Origin of the sequence: Streptomyces racemochromogenes (genome assembly GCF_044129415.1) — a bacterium.
Lineage (GTDB): Bacteria > Actinomycetota > Actinomycetes > Streptomycetales > Streptomycetaceae > Streptomyces > Streptomyces racemochromogenes_A.
On the sequence record NZ_JBBDHD010000041.1, the window covers coordinates 20,680 to 38,760 of the forward strand.

The following is an 18,081-nucleotide window of genomic DNA, read 5'->3' on the forward strand; positions in this document are numbered from 1 at the left end:
CCATGGAGAACGTCCCGCTCAGCCGATGAAGGACTCGGGGCCGAAGCCGCCCCATGCCACGAACGCAGCCAGGGCGGCATAGACCAGGTCCACCACGACGAGCTTGGTCTCGTGACGTCGGAGGCGGACGACCGCCGCGCCCAGCATGAGCAGCAACAGGCCGACGGCGGCAAGCGGCACGAGGACCGGCGCGACGCCGAGTACGGCGGGCAGGACCAGTCCCGCCGCAGCCAGGACTTCCAGGGTGCCGATGGCCTTCACGCCGCCGGCGCTGAAGTCTTCGACCCACCTCCCACTGGACCCGCCGGCGGCGATCTTCTCCTTCGGGATGATCAGCTTGAAGGCCCCGCCGAGCAGGTATGCGACGGCGAGCAGTCCGGTGACGACCCACAGGGCTAGGTTCATGGGGTTTGTCCTTGCCGGGATGGAGGGGACGTCTTCAGTGCCGGCCGGGCTGGTAGTGGCCGGCGGGCTGCTGGACGGCGACGTTCAGGCGGTTGAAGGCGTTGATGACGGCTATCTGGGTCACCAGGGCGGCGAGCTGGTCTTCGTCGTAGTGCTTGGCGGCGTTCGCCCAGACCTCGTCGGGGACGCCACCGGCGGCGTCGGCGATGCGGGTGGCTTCTTCGGCCAGTTCCAGGGCGGCGCGTTCGGCTTCGGTGAAGACGGTGGCCTCCCGCCAGGCCGCGACCAGGTGGAGGCGTACGGCGGTCTCTCCGGCGGCGGTGGCGTCCTTGGTGTGCATGTCGATGCAGCCGGCGCAGCCGTTGATCTGGCTGGCGCGGAGCATCACGAGCTCGCGTGTCGCGGCCGGGAGGGTCGAGTCACCGAGGGCCTTGCCCGCCGCGATGATGTGCTTCCAGGCCTTGGCGGCGACCGGGCTGGTGAAGACGTTCAGACGAGCGTCCATCGTGGACTCCTTTGTCGTTGTCTGCTGGTGCCCTTAAGACACCGGGTGCCTGCCGGTTGTGACAGCGGCGGAAGTGAGGCCCGTCACAGGCGCAGGTGGGCACGGTCGGCGGCGGCCATCAGCGTGGGCGCGCCCGTGTCGTTGAGGTGGAGGTGGTCGCTGCTGTCCAGGTCGGGGCGGATGGCGTCCGGGGTGTTGGGGTCCTGGACACGCTGTGGCGGTCGGCGACGGCGTCAAAGACGGTGGAGGTGCGGGTCCACGCGTTGACCTCGCGGCGGACCGCAGGGCCTTCGGGGCGTGTCGACGCCGGGGTAGGGGGTGCCGGCGTACGGGCCGAGCGTCATGGGTGGCCAGTCGGGACGAGCGCGCCCTGTGGGCGAGGTTGGTGAAGCCGGCGAGCGGGTTTTCTGCTGCGGTAGCCGGAGACTCGCCCAACATGCCGGGCAGGCGTTTTTGAGCCGGGTCGGCGGCCGGGGCCGGGGCAACTGGGTTCCGGTGCACGGGCGTCGCCAGCAGGACGGCCCGCCTTCCAGTGCCAGACAACTCGCGAGCGCCGGACTGGGCCGGCTCCGGATATCGGAGCGTTGACGCGTGCGCGGTGGCGGTGTGCGGATGTCTGCCGGTGCCGGGCGTTGTTGAGCAGGCCGTGGCCGTCGACCTGTTCCCGGTCGGTCACCGTGCGATCAGCAGCGCCCGGTGCATGCTCTGCTATTCCTCGGCTCTGTTTGTGGCGGGCCGTGCCCACCTGGACACCCCTGGAAGCCATCGAGGTGAAACCGGCCGGGTCAGCGAGCGGAAGGGACGGCAGCGACGCGCCGCATGAGTGGATGAACCGGATGTGCCCCGCGCTATGGTGAGCACCCCTCACCCGCGAGCTACGGGCCTCACGTTCACCAGCGGCCAGTCCTGCCCCGCTCCCCCACGGTCAGATCCAGCCGGATGGCGCGGTGCAACGGCGGAATCGACGGCGGCAGCTCACCCTCGCCCCGAGCCACGCGAGCGGTCAGGTCGCGATGCGCAGCCGCGACGTTGCCCTTGCACGGGTCGAGCAGAGCCGGACCTCTGGGGTGACCATGACCCGCCCGTAGTACCAGGTCCTCCCCTGGCACCGCAGACTCATCCTCCTCCGCGGCCTGCAGCCACCGCCACACCGTCCGCTCCTGCACGGCGGACGTCTCCCCCGACCTTGCGGATAGGGCCTCTCTGCATTTTCTTCCTCAATAGGCTCTCCCCCGGAGGGACCGTCCAGCGCAGCACTGGGCCGGCAGGTGCCGGGGGCGGGCCCCCGACGCCCGTCAACCCCGGGACCGCCCGGTGGGGCCGTTTCCCGACGAGAATCCGAACCATGCCCTTTTCCCGCAGCGTCGCTGCGTGGTCGCGGCGTCCGGGGGCTATGCCGCCGGGCGCCGTGGGAGGCGGCGTCGGCGCATCGCGCGGCGTGTCGCCGTCGGTGCCAGCCCGACTCCTGCGCTCAGGGCGACCGTCGCCGCGGCCAGCAGGGTGGACCGCCAGGGCCAGGGCGCGCCCGGCAGTTCCAGATGGGCCGAGGGGTACTCGGAGAACTTCGCGGTGGCCAGTGCCGTACGGCGGTCGCTGTGCTCGGCGAGGTCCCGCAGGACGGGATCGAAGCCGAACTCCCCGGACCGCCGTCCCCCGTCGGGCAGTTCGATGGTGAGCCCGTTGCGGCGGGCCCAGCCGCTCAGTGCCGTGCCGAGGCCGGAGGCATCCCTGACGCCGGGCACCACGAAGCGGTCCGCACCGTGGGCGTCCCCCGTCGCCGGCCGGGTGACGAGGACCAGGCCGTGGCGGGTGGTGACGGTGTCGCCGGCGCCGATCACCACCGTCCGGGTGGCGAAGGAGACTCCGCCGTACCCCTCGACGGCCGCGGCCGCGTCGATCTCCTCTACCCCGTCGACCAGGCCGATGGCCGTGGTGGGTCGCAGCCACGGGAACGCGGCGTTCAGGGCGTACGGCAGGTCGCCGAGGGCGAGATGGTTGGCCGGTATCGCGGTCGGTCCGTCCGGCGTCCAGCCGGGGTAGGACAGCCCGGTGCCGATACGGGTCGCTTCCGTCGCGCCGGCCAGTTCCTCGACCACCCGCAGGGCGCCCACGGTGCCGGAGGTGACGCCCGCGGTGGTGGTCACCCGCCCGTCCTCGACGTAGCGCTGCCCGCGCTTCCAGTTGACCTTCGGATAACTGCGTTCCAGGGAGCCGATGTTGGACCAGAACGACGTGGCGTCGCGGCCGTCGAGCAGACCGGAGGCGGCCAGCAGCTCGGAGCCCGCGCACACCCCGAGGATCCGGGCGCCCTTGCGGTGGCGTTCGACGATCCACCGGCGCAGGCCCTCCTCGCCCGCGCCGGTGGGGTCGGTCACCGCGGGCACGACCACCACGTCGGGTTCGGGCAGGGTGCCGTCCGACACCTCGGCCAGCGTGTGGTCGGGCAGCAGATGGGCGCCGCCGGACAGCGGGCTGACACGGCGTTCGGCGGCCACCGTGTAGACGAACATCTCCCGCGACTCGGCGAACACCTGGTAAGGCGCGAGTACGTCGGTGGCCACCGAGCCCGCGTTGCCGACCGCGACCGCCACCGTGATCCGGCCGGGTGGCACCGGACGGGCGGCCGGCCACGCCCTGGCACCGGACCCGCGGGGGGCGGCGGCGAAGCTGTCGGCCATCGACGCGTTCACCCCCGCGAAGGCGATCCCCGCGAAGGACGCCGCGGACAGCGCCGTGGCCAGCAGTACCCAGCCGATGCGGCGCAGGGCCCGGTGCCCCTTACGCACCTCGGAACCAGAACCCGCGTCGGAACTCACTTCGGACAACACATACCTCGACAATCCGGGCACCGATCGGCAGCGTGGTGCCATCGGCCTGGTCGGAACGACTTCGTGGAAACGGGGAAACCCGTGGAAACGCGAAAGGCGGGGCAGGGAGGGACGACGGCCTCCCGCGGGGGCCGGATCCGTCAGGCGGTCGGTCGCAGCGGTGCGCGCAGCCGCGAGGGAGGGACTCCGAAGGCCTCGGCGACGACCCGGCGCAGCTGCCGCGCGTCGCGGAAGCCGCAGCGGGCCGCGACCGCCTCCACCGTCAGATCGGTACCCGACAGGAGGCATCGGGCCCGCTCCAGTCGCAGTTGCCGCTGGTAGGCGAACGGGGTGATGCCGGTGACCGCGGTGAAGGCCCGCGTCAGACCGCGCGGGGACAGCCCGGCGACGCCGGCGAGTTCCCGCAGGGTGAAGGCGGCGTCCAGGTGCTGGGCCAGGTGGTCCTGCACCCGGTGCACCGCGGGCTGGACGTGGTCGCGGTGCAGCAGGAACGGACTGATCTGCGTCGCGTCCCCGTCCCTCCGCAGGTACAGCACCAGTTCGCGGGCGACCCGCGCGGCCAGTTCCGGGCCACGGTCCCGCTCGACCAGGGACAGCGCGAGATCGATCCCCGACGAGATCCCGGCACTGGTGCTGATCCGCCCGTCGTGCACGTAGAGCGCGGCCTCGCGCACCCGGGCCCGCGGGTAGCGCTCGCGCATGGCCGAGGTGAGCGACCAGTGGGTCGTGCAGAACCTGCCGTCGAGCAGTCCCGCTTCTCCCAGGACGGCGGCACCGGTGCACACCGACGCCACCCGGGCGCCCGCGTCGTAGGCCTCGCGGACCCAGCGCACCACGGCGGGCTCGACCAGCCGGTCGGATCCGGTCAGCCGGGGCCCCGGTACGAGCACCAGATCGCCGGCCGTCGGCCGGGTGGTCGGCAGCGGTGCCAGGCCGGCCAGCTGCAGGCCCTGGGCGGACCGCAGACCGTCTGCCTCACCGACGTACTCCAGCCGGTAGCCGCCGCCGAAGTGCGCCGCGGCGTCGAACACCTGCACAGGGCCGCCGAGGTCCAGCAGGTTCACCTCGGGCAGCACCAGGACCAGGACCCGCCCGGTGCACCCGTTCGTCTCGTCACTCACCCCGACACGGTAGGCCGGCCCGGACCGTCCGCACGAGGTCTCCCAGGGGCTCGTACCGGACGGATCCGGCACTCGGAAGCACGGGGCGACGGCTGGCGGGACCGGTGTTGCCGGCGAAGGCGCGGCGTCCCGTCCGCCGGGCCGCGCACAACCGGCACCCGCACGCCACCGGATCCATCACCGCACCGCCCCAGGGCCGCCCCTGTCCGTCCGTGTGGTCACTTTGTGGTGGGGGCGTCGGCCGCCTGCTGGGGAGCCGTCGGTGGAGGTTCCCGACCGGCTCTCGATCTGCCCCTCAACCTCAGCGCGCTGCCAGCACCGCCAACGGCCCGCGAAGGCCGGGCGCGGTCAGCCGACGCAATGGCGCGCCCGGCGCCGCGGTCGAACTGCGGGTACGTCTTCGTACTCGCCTCCGGGGTCGGGGTGTCGTCGCGGCGGCGGCGCCAGCACGCCACCGCGGCCCGCCGCGACCGTCGTGCGGACGCACGGTAGGGGTCACTACCGGCGCCCACCGACCCGTCGGTCTGAGCGTACGACGCACTGCAGGTGTCACCGGATCGGCGCGCCTGTTGTCACCGCAGGGAACGTGCTGCCGGCATGCGGGCGTGGCACGCCGGCTCCCCGCCCCTCCATCCCGTCCCCGCGCAACCTCGTGCGGCCGATTGCGTTGACCGGGCATGAAGAAGATGGGAAACCGGGCAACGAGGTTCCTTCCGTCCGCCGTTGCGTCACGACGGCGCTCGCGGGGGCCTTCATCCTCGGGGGCAGCGCGATCCCCGCACAGGCACGCCCCTCCTCTCCCACGGCACCTTCAACCATCCCGAACATCTCGTCCGGACCGTCCTGCGCTAGTTGAGACCAGTGGGGTGTACTGGCAGTACACCCCACTGGTGCGTATTATGCGTTCATGCCTCTTCCCCGTTTCGACCGTCTGCCCGCCGAACGCCGGGAGCACATCCTGGGCGTTGCGCGTCGGCACTTCGCCGAGCACGGCGCCGAAGGCGCCTCCTACAACAAGATCATCGAGGCGGCAGAAGTCTCCAAGACCGCCGCCTACCACTACTTCGACGGCCGGGAGGACCTGCTCACCGCGGTCCTCGACGGAGTCCTCGACCGGCTGCTGGACGCCCTCGGCCCCTGGGTCCCGGCCCGCGACGAGGAGGACTTCGGCGCCCGGTTCACCGCTGGATCCGCCGCCCTCGCCGCCCACCTGAGGGACCACCCCGAGGATCTGGCATTGGCCGATGCCGCCCTTGGGCGCAGCGACGGAAGCCCGTGGCTCGACTGGTTCGGCGCCCTGGTCACGGACGGCCGTCGGCTCGGGATGATCCGGACCGATGTGGACCACGCGCTGATGGTGTCGGCGACCGCCGCCGTCGTCCGGGCCGCGGACGCCTGGGCCGTGGCCCTGATGACGAGTGGATCCCTCGAAGGGCTCCCGGAAGGTGACCCTGCGGACCAGTTGTGGAGCCTGCTGCGCGGGCTGTGGGGTGCAGCGGCGACCGCGGTCCCCGGGCAGGAGCCGAACGATGCGCACTGACCTGAGGATCTCCTGGGAGATACCGGCCACCCCGTCCGGCCTCGCCGGCCGCCTGGAACGGTTCATGGGGCCGGGCAAGTCCCGCTCGGAGTCCGCGGTGGAGACGACTGGCCTCCTCGGCTGCGCCCTGCTGCTGGCCGCCGGACTGTGGAGCTCGGGAGCCGCGCGCGACTGGTCGGCCGGGCAACTCGTCGTGGTCGCCCTGGCCGGGCTCGACCTGATCGGCGGAGTCCTGACCAACGCCACCAACGCCGCGAAGCGTTGGTACCACCGGGCCGACCCGGCGGCGCGGCGCGCCCGGCTGGTGTTCGTCTCGACGCACCTGATCCACCTCGCCGCGATGGGACTGTACGTCCTCTCCGGCGACCTCGCCTGGACCTCGGCGAATGCCGCGCTGCTCCTCGGCGGGGCGGTGGCGGTGGAGTTCGCGCCCGTCCACCTCAAACGGCCCGTGGCGATGGCGGTGTTGACGGCAGCCGTCCTGGTCAACCTGTTCTGGCTGCCGGTGCCGGCCACGCTAGCCTGGTTCGCACCCCTGTTCTTTCTCAAACTGCTCGTCTGCCACCTCGTGCCGGAGGCGCCCCTGGAGCGGGGTCGGGATGTCTGAGGACCTTGCTGCGGCGGCCTCCCGCCGGATCGACACCGACCCCGACCCGGCCGCCTGCGCCGATCTGCTGGCCGACGCGTTCGCCCGGGAGCCGGCCGTCTCCTGGATCTGCGGCGGCGCGCACTCCGCCCGCGCTCGCTGGTTCCGCACCACCCTGCGCACCCACGCCGGCCTCGCCGGGGCCCGCCGTACGGCTCTGGTGGACACCGACGGACTCATCGTGGCGGCAGCCGTCCTGACCCCGCCGGGCGCGACCCCGTCCGCCGGCGCCCGGGCGCTCTGGGCGGCCCGGACCCTGCTGAGCGGCGGGCCGCGCGCCCTCGGCCGGACCCTGCGCTATCTGGACGCCACCGAGGGCGGGGCCCCCGCGGGGGCCTGGACGCTGGAGTTCGTCGGAGTCCGCCCGGACCTCACCGGCCGTGGAGCGGGCCGCACCCTCCTGGACCACGTCCTGACGACGACGCCGGGCGCGGTCCACCTGACCACGGCGGACCCGGCGAACGTCCCCCTCTACCGCCATTTCGGCTTCACCACGCTCGGCGAGATCCCGCTGGGGCCGCTGACCGTCACATCGATGGCCCGCGTACCGAGCCAGGCTCTGTCCGATAATTGATCTTGTGGTGGGTGCTGGTGAGGCCGGTCACGCGCTGGGCCGGTCCCGGGGCGGGCTGACCAATGTCCGTGCCCCTGGCCGTGGCCACCCGCACGGCCTGGAGACATCGCGTCGTCCGGACCGTTGTCCGGACGACGTGTCACGTCCTTTCAGGGCGCGCCGGCAAACTCCAGGGTCGCTTGCGCGAGGTCGGTGAGGAACCGCGCGTGGTCGAAGCCCTCGGTTTCGCCCATGCCCGGCGGAGGCGTATTCATGAAGCTGAAGTGCCCGGCCCCCGGCACGACACGAAGGTCGACCTGGGCCGGTGCCCCCTTCAGGAGGGCGGCCTGCTCGACGGGCGTGACGGTGTCCATCTCTCCCGCGTAGACGAGCATCGGCGCCTTGACCTCGTCCAAGGCGCCCGGAGCGGCGAACCAGCCCGCTGCCGGCGAGTACAAGACGAGGCGGCCGACGCGTGGCTCGCGTGGGACGTCCAGCATCCTGCCGTCCCGTCCCCAGGGCGTCGCACCGGCGAGGCAGAGACTGGCCCATCCGCCGATCGAGTGGCCGACCGCCACAACGGACGCGTCCCCAGGCGCCCACTGGCGGAGCGCTTCGACCATCCCGACCGGGCGTGCAAGAAGGTCAGCGGTGGTCGCCTCTCGGGCGATGAAAGGCTCGAAGCAGGGGGCAATCACTTGGCAGCCATGGGCTGCCAAGTGCTCCAAGAGGGGCTTGTAACGCTCCGGGTCACCGCCTGCTCCAGCCGCGAAGAGAACGACGCGCTCACCGTTCGTGGGACCAAGTGTCAGTGCCTGCATCTCGTTCCTTCACCGCTGTGCGTGCCCCGAAGCCGGCCCGCAGTCCCGCCTCGCCCGTCTACGGCCTCAGGCTAGCGCGCGGGTCTGTCAATCGAACCGGCCGGTGGGGCGGCCACCGCGCCGAAGAGGAGGCCTTGGTGAGTCACCGGGTGCAGCCCCCGCGATGCGGCAACGCAGCCTCCGCCCCCCGTACACTCCTCGCCCTGGACGAGGCGGACCCGGCCGGTCGGGTCGGGAGTGATGGCAGTGGGAGCTTCGTCTTCGTAGAAGCGCAGGGAGCCGAGTGGGCCTGTGGTGGCGAGGTGCGGGGTCATGGCGGTGAGGAACTGCTCCACGTCTTCGAGGACTTCGGCGTGGATCTCCTGGCGGGCCGTGAGAGTCCAGCCTCGCGCGGTGCGGGCGAGCTCGGCGGTGCAGTCGCCGCCCACGCGGTATGCCGGGCCGCGCTCGGCCAGGACCCTGAATGGGGCGTCCTCGTACGCGCAGTCGTCCGGGTACGGCGCCATGTGCTCGCGCATCAGCGCCAGGACCGGCTCCGGGGTGGAGAGGCGGAGGGTGAGGTCGAGTTCCAGGAGATACAGGTCGGCCATGGGGCAATGCTACGGGCGTACGAAGCCGCACCTGCCGTCCCTCCATGACGGCTACAGCGGCACGTTCCCCTTGCGACGATCGCGGTACTCCGCGACGGAATCGCCAGCTGTCGTGCGTGTCGAGGCGGAGGCCGTAGAAAACCACCGGGCCGGCTTTGGTGTGCGGTCACAACCGCTGTTTGACTGAGTCTCACCGCATCTGTGCCGCGCGGGCTTGAGATTTTTGCAGGACCGCTCGTCCTGCGCGCGCCGAGCGGGAGCGGCCGACACGGACATGTGACAGCGCAATAGCACGGCGCGTGAGGTCGACGTCGATGATCTCCACGGTGAGGGCGTCGCCGACCTTGATGACGCCGCCCGCGGACGATTCATCCAGCTCGCTGGTGTGCACGAGCCCCTGGAAGCCGTCTTCTCGGTCCTCGATGCGGACGAAGACGCCGAACGGCACGATCTTGGTGACCGGCCCGGTGACCACCTCGCCGATCCTCTGCGCTACCTGCGGCCACGGGTCTTCCTGCACTGCTCGAAGCGACAGCGGTACCCGTTCCCGGACCATGTCGACGTCGAGGACCTCGGCCGTGACCTCCTGGCCGACGCTGACGACGTCGGACGGGTGATCGAAAGGACGCCAGGACAGCTCCGGGATGTTGATCATCGCGGTGAAGCCGCCGATGTCCACGAAGGTGACGCCGAAGTCGGCGATGACCGTCACCGTGCCCTTGACGACCTGGCCGCGCCGGAGGGTCTTCAGGAACGCCCAGTTCCGGTCGCTGGGCGTCGGCGCGGTCTGCCAGCGAGCGCGCAGAACGCCGTCGCTGTCGGGCAGCACAGCCGTGAAAAGCGGCAGATCTTCACCTGTACACATCGATACGACGCCGGCAGCGCGTGCGCAGGCGAGCCGGGAGGTCGCTGCCTCGAACTGGGTCTCGTCCACGACCGTGCTCGTGATCTGCCCGTCCTCGTCCTCCCAGACGATCTGCACGAGGCCTTCCGCGGGCAGAGCGGCCACGGCCGTGTCGACGTCGGTGAGCAGGTCCGGCCAGACTGCCAGCCGGGCGCGTGGGACCAGCCGGGAGCGCACAGCCTCGATGTTGTCGTGGGTCAGGCGGTGCCACCGGGAGGCGTTACCGGCGAAGGCCTCCTCCAGGAACACCGCGCGGTGGGTACTGACGGTCCAGCGCAGGCGGCCCCAGAAGTCGGCGTCGGCCGGCCGCTGCACGTACGCGGCGTCGTCAGGGGCGAAGTCGTACGGCGAGGCGTCCATGCGTTCCGGGAACAGGCCGAGCGCGCGGGTGCGGGTCAGCGCGGTTTCGCAGGGCAGAGTGCTGCCGATGTAGAGGCACTGGTCCCAGCCGACGTGCACCGTGAACGCTCCCTCCGCTTCCAGGCGGCACCAGGCGCCGTTGTCGCGGAGCATGGCCCGGACGAGTTCCAGGCCGAAGGCGATCGGCACCCGAGCGCCGTCGTGGAATCCGGCCGGACCGGCCGGGAAGAGGTCGGCCAGGCCGTAGCCGTCGACCGGTGGCTCCAGGCCGAAGGGGGCGAAGCCTCCGATGTGGGGCTCGCGGATCTCCAGCCGGCCGATGCCTGACGCCTCCGCGAAGGCGGCGATTGCCGCCAGGTAAGCCTCCTCAACCGGCCCGTGGTCACTGACCGTGTCCTCGGCACCGATGTAGTGACCGCGCTCGTCACGGTGGGCGGGGTCGTACTTGGAGATCCGGTGGACGAACGGCGACACGCTGCTCCCTGGGTGGTCTGAAGGGGGTCCCAGCGTAGGTTCCTCCGCCGAGTCCGCGGTCGGGATTTTCGGAGGAACGGCTCAGGTCGCCGCGGATGCATCGCCCACCAACCCGGTGGCCCGATTGCTTCGCCCGCTGCGGTGCATGGCGTGGACGTCGAGGCCGAACACGGAGCGTTCGGTGCCGCCGTGAGTGTGCGCGAGGCCGATCGTTCGGTCGCCGTGGTCATGGCAGAGGATGCAGCGGCACTGGTGCGCAGGGTGGCGGTTGCGGGCGCGGGCCGTCTGGTGGGTGACGGACGCTGTGACGCCGGTGTCCGTCGGTCACACGGATCGGGCCATCCGGGTGCGGGTGGCCGGCACCCCATCGGCTGCCGGTCGCGGCCGCACCCTCGAACTCCACCTGCCCGGACGGCGGGGGGACATACGCACGGCATATTCCATTCCCCTGCCGAATCAGCCATCCCGTCAGCCTCGCGTTGTGGGGCGCTGAAAGCACTCCCTAGCCTTTGCAGCGCATCTCGGTCCCCTCACTGATTGGGGAGTCACCCGTGAACATGCCCGATGCGGAAAATCGATTCGGCCTTTATCGATTCCTCTACGCGGCCGGCTGCGCCTTGCTCCTCTTCGCGGCCGGCGCTGTCGCCTGGGCCGGAGTCGCGGTCTCCAGCCCCTTCGTGTCCGCCGGAGCCGCGCTGCTGCTCGCACCACTCGCGTTCGCCGTCGCCCGCCGCCTCGGGGAGTTCCGTTCCCGGCGCCATCTGCCCGGGCCGAAGCCCTCGTTCCTCCTGGGCAACCTCGCCGACCTGCTGGCCCGCGGGCACAGCAGCCGGCACGAGGCGCTGCGTGCCCTGCACGCCGAGTACGGGCCGGTCGTGCGCCTGCACCTGGCCTGGGGGACCGCGCCGCTGGTGTCCCTGTCGTACGTCTCGCCGAACCTGCACAGGAAGGAGCTCGACTCGCTGCGCCGGGCGGACGGGACGGTGCTGTCGCGGAGTCTGATGGGCGTGCCGGGCGGGGAGCTGCACCGGTCCCACCGGCAGACCCTCTCCCCCGCGCTCACGACGAAGAGCGTCGCCCGGCGCTCCGACGTCCTGACGGACGTGTCCGCCCGGTACGTGGCGCGATGGCGGGTGGCCGGGACGACGTACGAGGGCCTCCAGTCGGATCTGCGCGACTGGAGCGTGGACTGCCTGAGCACCTTCCTGTGCGGGGAGGACTGGGAGCCGCCGGCGGACCTGCCCCGGTATCACCGCTCGCTCGCCGCCATCGAGGAGGAGGTCAGCTTCCGGGCGTTCCACCCGTTCTTCGTCCGCTGGATCCACCTCGGGCGGCGGCGCCGGGTCAGGAAGGCCTACCGGGAGGTCGCCGACGTGCTGGGGACGGTGTTGCGCCGCAGGTCGGAGCGGATCCCGGCCGGCTGTCCGGCGCACCAGCGGCCGGACGACCCGCTCGACCGGGTGTCCGAAGCCGCCTGGTCGGACCGGGACCGGGTCGAGGAGCTGATGTCCCTCGTGCTCGGCGGCGCCGATCCGATGTCGTACGTGCTGTCGCAGGCCCTGGTCATGCTCTCCCGGGACGCTGACGCGCAGGAGAAGGCACGCAAGTCGGCCGAGGGGGACGGGGAGGGCTCCGCGTACGTGCACCACGTCTTCCACGAGACGCTGCGGATGTTCCCGCCCGTCCCGTTCAGTGCGAAGTTCAGCAGGGACCGGGCCGTGGAAGAGCACGGAATGACGATTCCACCCCGCACCTCGATCATGTGGATGAAGAACGAGGTCGGACGGAATCCCGAGGTGTTCCGTGAGGCAGACCGGTTCCATCCGGACCGGTTCACCGACTGGAACGAATCCCTCAACTCCTTCCTGCCGTTCGGCGCGGGCCCGCGCCATTGCGTGGGGAACCGGCTGGCCGAGCAGAGTTGCGTCGCGATGCTGACCGAGATCCTGAGGCACTTCGACGTCGTGCCCGTCGAGAACGTCGCCGTGCGGTTCCACTCGACCATCTCCGTCGTCCCGTCCGCCGTTCCGGTCAGGCTCATCGCCCGTTGAAAGGACATTCCGTGCCGGATGCCGTCCCTCCTCTCCCGATCGCCCCCATCGCGCTGGGCGCCGGCGGGGGCGAAACCCTGTGGTTCCTCGATTTCCTGGCGGCGGTGAAGGGCTCCGCCGCTCAACTCGACGGCGCGGCGACCGTCATCGAGTTCCTGGGCCGCGAGGGCAGCGGCTCCCCCCTGCACCGGCACCGCGACGAGGACGAGTGGTGGTACGTCCTGGAGGGGGCGATGACCTTCTGGGTGGCCGGGCAGAGCTTTCCCGTCCGGTCCGGCGCCTTCGTGTACGGCCCGCGCGGCCTCGCCCACACCTTCCGCGTCACCTCGCCCGAGGCCCGCTTCCTCCACGTCACCGAGCCGGGCGGCTTCGACGGGTTCCTGCGCGCCCTGGCGCGGCCCGCCCTGGCGCCCACCCTCCCACCCGCCGATGCGGCCCTCCCCGATCTGGACCACGTACGCGCCGTCGCCGACGGCTTCGGAATCGAGGTCCTCGGGCCGCCCGGCATCCCCGGCGCCCACCCGGCCACAGCCCACTCCCCCCGTACCGCCGCCCCGCCCGCGGGCGGACACCCCAAGGAGACTCGATGACTGCACCGTCACCGCTTGCGGAGCCGGGCATCGTGCCCGACCCGTATGCCGTCTACGCCGAGCTGGCCGGACGCGAGCCCGTCCACTGGTGCGCCGGCCTCAACGCCTGGGCGGTCATGCGGTACGGGGACTGCGCCAGTGCGCTGAAGGACCCCCGGCTCAAGGCCGAGCGCATGGGAGAGGTGCTGGCCGCGAAGTTCCCCGGGCGGCAGCTGCCCCAGGACAACATCTACCACCGTTTCACCCGAAACGTGATGATGTATACGGACCCCCCGCGCCACGACGCCCTGCGCCGGTCCACCCGGACGGCCTTCACCCGTGCCGCACACGAGCACTACGACCGGGTCATCCGGCGGGTCGCGACCGACGTGGTCGCCTCCCTCCCCGCCGGAACCACGGAGATCGACGCGGTCCCCGCCCTGGCCGCCCTGCTCCCGGTGCGGTCCGCCGTCCACGCCTTCGGGGTGCCGGAAGAAGACCTCGACATCGTGATCCCCTGCGTCGAGACGCTGATGACGTACTGGTCCGGTCCGCGGGAGCAGCCCGTGGAGCTGGACCGGCTGCTCGGGCAGCTCGGCGATCTGCACACCTATGCCGCCGAACTCCTCGACTGCAAGCGGGGCGAGGTCCTGCCCGACACGGTCATCGCCCGCCTGGCGGCCGCCCGGGACGACCGGGCCGAGAGCACGGCGGAACAGACGGTGCACCAGCTCGTCCTGCTGTTCATCGCACTGTTCGCGCCCACGACCCCCGGCTCTCTCAGCAGCGGCATGCTGGCCTTCGCACGCAACCCCCGACAGGTCGAGCGGTTCCTGGCTGATCCTGCCTGCGTGGAGAACACACCCCACGAGGTCGTGCGCTACAACGCCTCGAACCAGTTCACCTGGCGCGTCACGTCCACGGAAGTGGAGATCGGCGGCGTGAGGATCGGGGCGGGACGGAACGTGGCCTTGTTCCTGGGCGCGGCCAACCGGGACCCGGAGGTCTTCGAGCGGCCTGACGCCTTCGACCTCGAACGCCGCAACAGCGGAGCGCACTTGTCGTTCGGCCTGGGGGTCCACTCCTGTCTGGGACGGCAGATCGCGGCCCTGCAGCTGAAGTGGTTCTTCGTCGCGCTGCTCGGCCGCTTCCCCGGTCTGCGGCCGGCGGGCGAGCCCGTCTGGAACGAGAACCTGGAGTTCCGCTCCTTGCGGTCCCTCCCGCTCGGCCTGCGCTGACCAGCCGGTCCCGACCGGACCGACCCGCGCGGCGCCGCCCCGCCGGCGGGACCGCGCGCTCCCCTTCCTGCGAGGCAACCGTGACCTACGACATCGCACCGATCCCCGCCCCGCCACGGAGCGGCGGCGCGGCCGACCGTGCCGAGGCGGAGGAGTTCCTGCGCCAGTTCCACACCGAGCAGCCCACCCGGACCTTCGCGCTCGCACGGCGGCTGGAGCAGGTACGCGCCGCGATCGACCGCACCGGCACCTACCGTCACACGACGGCCGAGCTGTCCTTCGGGGCCCGCGTCGCCTGGCGCAACTCCAGCCGCTGCATCGGCCGTCTGTACTGGAACAGCCTGCGCGTCCTCGACCGCCGCGACGCCACCACCCCCCGGGAGATCCACCGGCATCTGTGCGAGCACCTGCGGCAGGCGACCAACGGCGGCCGCATCAGGCCCGTGATCTCCGTTTTCGCACCGGACTCCCCCGGACGGCCCGGCCCACGCGTGTGGAACGAACAGCTCGTCCGGTACGCCGGCCACCGCCGCGCCGACGGCACCGTCCTGGGCGATCCGCGGAACGCGGACCTGACCGATGCCGTACGCGGCCTCGGTTGGCAGGCGCGCGAGCCCGGCCGCTTCGATGTCCTGCCCCTGGTCATCGACGCCCCGGACGACAAACCGCAGTTGTTCGAACTGCCCCGTGACCTGGTGCTGGAAGTACCCATCACCCACCCGGACTGCCCTCGGATCGCCGAACTCGGCCTGCGCTGGCACGCCGTACCCGCCATCGCCACCATGCGCCTGCGGGTCGGCGGGATCGACTACCCGCTCGCACCGTTCAACGGCTGGTACATGGGCACCGAGATCGGCGCCCGCAACCTCGTCGACGAGGACCGCTACGCCATGCTCCCCGGCGTCGCCGCCTGCCTCGGCCTCGACACCGGACACGAGGCGACCCTCTGGCGCGACCGGGCCCTGGTCGAGCTGAACGTCGCCGTCCTCCATTCCTTCCGGGCCGCGGGCATACGCATCAGCGACCACCACACCGAGTCCCGGCGCTTCCTGACCCATCTGGCCCGGGAGGAGCGTGAAGGCCGGCGGGTCCCTGCCGACTGGAGCTGGATCGTGCCCCCGGTGTCGGGCGGAATCACCCCCGTGTTCCACCGCTACTACGAGGAGGCGGAGCAGCGGCCGGCCTTCTGTCCCGCTGCCGGCGAGCGTCCCTGACACAGGCGGCCGTCCCGGGGGCGAGCCGGCCTTGGCGCTCTTCATACGTCCGGAGCGTCTCCGGCGTGTGAGGAGGGTCAGAGCGAAACGTCAGAACGTGCGGAGTCCGGTTCGACCGAGGTGGCGTGATCTTCGTCCTATCCGGCCGCTGAACCGCGGAGGGCCGAAGGCCGTCATGGGGGTTGAGCGACGTGATCATCGCGTCCCTGACGGAGGAGACCTCTTATGACCGGCAAGCTCGTCACCAGGCTGTCCGTGGCCGCCGCGTCGACTTTCGCGGCCGTGGCCCTGTTCGGGGCCACACCCGCCCTGGCCGCCACCGCAGGGGACGATGAGCAGGCACAGCAGGTCGAGCAGGCGCAGGAGCGCCTGCGGGATGCCGAACGGGAGGCCGATCCGGAGGCTGCCGCGGAACGCGACACCGAGCGCCGGATCGCGGCGGACAAGCGAGACATCGAGGACGGCCTCGCGGGGAACGGCAGTCGGGCAGCCGAGGCTGCCGAGGACCTGCAGGCCGTCGCCGACGAGCAGGCCGCCGCGGAGGGGGACTCCGAGCCGGAATAGCAGATCGGGCATCTGCTCGGACGACGCCCGGCATGAGGGAGGCAGGCCCGGTGAAGTCCTTGGGGGAAGCGGCCGGCGCCGGGGAAGGACGAGGGGTGGTCCGCGCGCTTCGCCTCCGGCACTGCGCAGCGATGTGACCAGGTTCCAGGCGAGGTCGTGGGAGTCCACGTGGTGGCCCTCCATGGCGGCCGGTCAGGTCGTCAATCGTCTGGCTCAGGGTGTCGGCCACCTCTCATGCCGGGCGCAGGCGCAGCCCTCCCCCGGCGCGGTCAGCCGGCGCACCGGCGGCCTCGGCGTCGGGGGACCAGCCGGACGAGCGGTCCTCGCCGACCGGGCCGTCGGCCGAAGCCGGGTACGGGTCAGCGGGGCGGAACCGGTGCGCGGCTGCGCTGGTCCCGGGCAGCGTCAGCCAGGCGGCCGCGGGGTCCGGGGGCCATTCGATTCTTGTCGTGGGCCAGCAGCCACGCCGCCGCCGCGCGGCCGTCGAGGCGCGGGTGCACGTCATCTGCGGCCGGCCGGGGGCAGGGCTCGCAGGAGGTCTCACAGTGGGCGCGAGCCGGCGGCCCATTCGGCGAGGAGGTGGCGGTCGACCGGGTGGAGGCGCTGGGACTTGGCGAAGTCCGACGCGTTGGCGGTGATGCGGCCGTTGGTGAGCACGACCAGGACATCGCCGCCGTGGATCCGACGGCCGGTGCCGTTGAGGACCTGCAGGTCGGGGGTGCCGACGGGCTTCCCCGCCCAGCCGTCCTTCGGGTGCTTGCCCTGGATGACCCAGAGCCGCCCGAAGGGGTCGGTGGCTTTGACGTCGGCGCCATTGTCACGGCGACCGCCGACCTGCCGGGCGTCCGCGCAGCCGTCCCGGCGCATCAGGTCCCGCACCGCGAGCTCGAACGCCCGGTGATGGAGAGCGTCGAGCTGCCCCAGGGCGTAGCGCTGGCCGCTCGCCCGTACCTGCTCCCACCGGGCGGCCTCCCGGCGCCGCCACGCCCAGGCGGCGGCTCCCCCCGTGCCCACCAGAAGGGGGCCGGCCACGGTCCAGGGGCGCGCGGCCAGCCACCGCAACACGCTCACCGCCAGAGCGACCACCACCAGGGCCACGAGCGCAGCCGACAGCAAATGCTCCAGGTGCTGGTTCTTGCGCCGTCGACGCCCGCGCCCCCGGCCGCTGGGGCGGCGGGCAGGCCGACGCCGTACGGCCGGGGACGGGGTTCGCCGGTCACTGGCCGGCCTGGGAGACACCGCTGACGGTCGTGTTCTCGTCGAACCGGCTTCGCGGTTCGGTCCGCCGACGCAGCCGCAAGACGACGCTGACCGCCAGGAGCACCGCCACGTTGATCGTAAGCAAAGCGTCCAGTCCCCCGTCCGGTCCGTCAGGGGCAGCGGACGACGGCCCCCGTCGTCTTGTGCAGCGGGAGGTCAGGGGCGCTGTGAGCAGATCACCGGGTATTGGCGGTAACGCGCTGCACTGGCCGGATCCGGCAAGACCGGGTGTTCGGGGGGCACCTGTCCGGTAGACCCCCGGACAGGCCGCCGGTCTCGCGTTCGTGTTCCACGTCCCCGCGTGCGGGCGGTGGGGGGCGGGGGGTGTCAGGGCTTCGCCCGGCCTGTACGCGTCGGCCGCTTCCGGGTGTCACGGGATCGCGGTACCGGGGTTTTCTCCGGGCTCGTCGGGGCTCGTCAAGAAGCGTATTTGTGGGA

At 71.8% G+C, this 18,081-nt stretch carries 17 protein-coding genes; 8 read left to right on the plus strand and 9 right to left on the minus strand.

The genetic code is table 11. The features are described 5' to 3' along the window. Positions 1 to 18: 18 nt before the first annotated feature. From WDV06_RS17710 to WDV06_RS17725, 4 genes are all read right to left on the minus strand, one after another. A complete protein-coding gene (locus tag WDV06_RS17710) occupies positions 19 to 405 on the minus strand; it encodes a DoxX family protein (RefSeq protein ID WP_395510721.1) in 387 nt (128 codons plus the stop codon). A 34-nt stretch (positions 406 to 439) separates the two neighbouring features. Continuing rightward, entirely contained in the window at positions 440 to 910 is a 471-nt protein-coding gene (locus WDV06_RS17715; protein WP_395510722.1) for a carboxymuconolactone decarboxylase family protein, read from the minus strand. Between the two features lie 1,391 nt (positions 911 to 2,301). Beyond that, positions 2,302 to 3,696, minus strand: a complete 1,395-nt coding sequence (locus tag WDV06_RS17720) for a DJ-1/PfpI family protein (RefSeq protein WP_395510723.1) — start codon at positions 3,694 to 3,696, stop codon at positions 2,302 to 2,304. A 182-nt stretch (positions 3,697 to 3,878) separates the two neighbouring features. Then, entirely contained in the window at positions 3,879 to 4,859 is a 981-nt protein-coding gene (locus tag WDV06_RS17725) for a GlxA family transcriptional regulator (RefSeq protein WP_395510724.1), read from the minus strand. A gap of 907 nt (positions 4,860 to 5,766) precedes the next feature. Between WDV06_RS17725 and WDV06_RS17730 the strand changes: the two genes are divergently transcribed. Genes WDV06_RS17730 through WDV06_RS17740 form a run of 3 tightly spaced genes read left to right on the plus strand, consistent with a single transcriptional unit; the run spans position 5,767 to position 7,619 of the window. Next, entirely contained in the window at positions 5,767 to 6,399 is a 633-nt protein-coding gene (locus WDV06_RS17730) for a TetR/AcrR family transcriptional regulator (protein WP_395510725.1), read from the plus strand. After that, on the plus strand, positions 6,389 to 7,006 hold the full coding sequence (locus WDV06_RS17735; protein ID WP_395510726.1) for a hypothetical protein: 618 nt from the start codon (positions 6,389 to 6,391) through the stop codon (positions 7,004 to 7,006). Before WDV06_RS17730 ends, WDV06_RS17735 begins: the two co-directional genes overlap by 11 nt. Continuing rightward, positions 6,999 to 7,619, plus strand: a complete 621-nt coding sequence (locus WDV06_RS17740) for a GNAT family N-acetyltransferase (protein ID WP_395510727.1) — start codon at positions 6,999 to 7,001, stop codon at positions 7,617 to 7,619. Before WDV06_RS17735 ends, WDV06_RS17740 begins: the two co-directional genes overlap by 8 nt. A 149-nt stretch (positions 7,620 to 7,768) precedes the next feature. Here the strand turns inward: WDV06_RS17740 and WDV06_RS17745 are convergent, their stop codons facing one another. The 3 genes from WDV06_RS17745 to WDV06_RS17755 all read right to left on the minus strand — a co-directional run bounded on the left by WDV06_RS17745 (position 7,769) and on the right by WDV06_RS17755 (position 10,747). After that, entirely contained in the window at positions 7,769 to 8,419 is a 651-nt protein-coding gene (locus WDV06_RS17745; protein ID WP_395510728.1) for an alpha/beta hydrolase family protein, read from the minus strand. 71 nt (positions 8,420 to 8,490) lie between these two features. Continuing rightward, positions 8,491 to 9,009 carry a hypothetical protein gene (locus WDV06_RS17750; RefSeq protein WP_395510729.1) on the minus strand — a complete coding sequence of 173 codons (519 nt, stop codon included), beginning with the start codon at positions 9,007 to 9,009 and terminating at the stop codon, positions 8,491 to 8,493. Between the two features lie 190 nt (positions 9,010 to 9,199). Further along, the gene (locus WDV06_RS17755; protein ID WP_395510730.1) at positions 9,200 to 10,747 is read right to left on the minus strand and encodes a S1 RNA-binding domain-containing protein; all 1,548 of its coding nucleotides are present in this window, start codon (positions 10,745 to 10,747) and stop codon (positions 9,200 to 9,202) included. Between the two features lie 557 nt (positions 10,748 to 11,304). Between WDV06_RS17755 and WDV06_RS17760 the strand changes: the two genes are divergently transcribed. The 5 genes from WDV06_RS17760 to WDV06_RS17780 all read left to right on the plus strand — a co-directional run bounded on the left by WDV06_RS17760 (position 11,305) and on the right by WDV06_RS17780 (position 16,383). Further along, the gene (locus WDV06_RS17760) at positions 11,305 to 12,798 is read left to right on the plus strand and encodes a cytochrome P450 (RefSeq protein ID WP_395510741.1); all 1,494 of its coding nucleotides are present in this window, start codon (positions 11,305 to 11,307) and stop codon (positions 12,796 to 12,798) included. A gap of 11 nt (positions 12,799 to 12,809) precedes the next feature. Continuing rightward, a complete protein-coding gene (locus WDV06_RS17765) occupies positions 12,810 to 13,388 on the plus strand; it encodes a quercetin 2,3-dioxygenase (RefSeq protein WP_395510731.1) in 579 nt (192 codons plus the stop codon). Beyond that, positions 13,385 to 14,605 (plus strand): 4-nitrotryptophan synthase, encoded by a 1,221-nt coding sequence (gene txtE / locus WDV06_RS17770; RefSeq protein ID WP_395510732.1) that lies wholly within the window; start codon positions 13,385 to 13,387, stop codon positions 14,603 to 14,605. The genes WDV06_RS17765 and txtE overlap by 4 nt, the downstream gene beginning before the upstream one ends. 80 nt (positions 14,606 to 14,685) lie before the next feature. Then, positions 14,686 to 15,819, plus strand: a complete 1,134-nt coding sequence (locus WDV06_RS17775) for a nitric oxide synthase oxygenase (protein WP_395510733.1) — start codon at positions 14,686 to 14,688, stop codon at positions 15,817 to 15,819. A gap of 225 nt (positions 15,820 to 16,044) precedes the next feature. Further along, the gene (locus WDV06_RS17780; protein ID WP_395510734.1) at positions 16,045 to 16,383 is read left to right on the plus strand and encodes a hypothetical protein; all 339 of its coding nucleotides are present in this window, start codon (positions 16,045 to 16,047) and stop codon (positions 16,381 to 16,383) included. A gap of 540 nt (positions 16,384 to 16,923) precedes the next feature. Here WDV06_RS17780 and WDV06_RS17785 read toward each other — a convergent pair. After that, positions 16,924 to 17,499: a restriction endonuclease gene (locus WDV06_RS17785; protein WP_395510735.1), complete on the minus strand. Its 576-nt coding sequence runs from the start codon at positions 17,497 to 17,499 to the stop codon at positions 16,924 to 16,926. A gap of 100 nt (positions 17,500 to 17,599) precedes the next feature. Next, a complete protein-coding gene (locus tag WDV06_RS17790; protein ID WP_395510742.1) occupies positions 17,600 to 17,728 on the minus strand; it encodes a hypothetical protein in 129 nt (42 codons plus the stop codon). Between the last annotated feature and the right edge of the window lie 353 nt (positions 17,729 to 18,081).

What these genes read in the sequence shown, in the direction of transcription:
- WDV06_RS17710 (WP_395510721.1), bottom strand. Translation starts at nt 405, where the DNA reads ATGAACCTAGCCCTGTGGGTCGTCACCGGACTGCTCGCCGTCGCATAC.
- WDV06_RS17715 (WP_395510722.1), bottom strand. Translation starts at nt 910, where the DNA reads ATGGACGCTCGTCTGAACGTCTTCACCAGCCCGGTCGCCGCCAAGGCC.
- WDV06_RS17730 (WP_395510725.1), top strand. Translation starts at nt 5,767, where the DNA reads ATGCCTCTTCCCCGTTTCGACCGTCTGCCCGCCGAACGCCGGGAGCAC.
- WDV06_RS17735 (WP_395510726.1), top strand. Translation starts at nt 6,389, where the DNA reads ATGCGCACTGACCTGAGGATCTCCTGGGAGATACCGGCCACCCCGTCC.
- WDV06_RS17740 (WP_395510727.1), top strand. Translation starts at nt 6,999, where the DNA reads ATGTCTGAGGACCTTGCTGCGGCGGCCTCCCGCCGGATCGACACCGAC.
- WDV06_RS17745 (WP_395510728.1), bottom strand. Translation starts at nt 8,419, where the DNA reads ATGCAGGCACTGACACTTGGTCCCACGAACGGTGAGCGCGTCGTTCTC.
- WDV06_RS17750 (WP_395510729.1), bottom strand. Translation starts at nt 9,009, where the DNA reads ATGGCCGACCTGTATCTCCTGGAACTCGACCTCACCCTCCGCCTCTCC.
- WDV06_RS17760 (WP_395510741.1), top strand. Translation starts at nt 11,305, where the DNA reads ATGCCCGATGCGGAAAATCGATTCGGCCTTTATCGATTCCTCTACGCG.
- txtE (WP_395510732.1), top strand. Translation starts at nt 13,385, where the DNA reads ATGACTGCACCGTCACCGCTTGCGGAGCCGGGCATCGTGCCCGACCCG.
- WDV06_RS17780 (WP_395510734.1), top strand. Translation starts at nt 16,045, where the DNA reads ATGACCGGCAAGCTCGTCACCAGGCTGTCCGTGGCCGCCGCGTCGACT.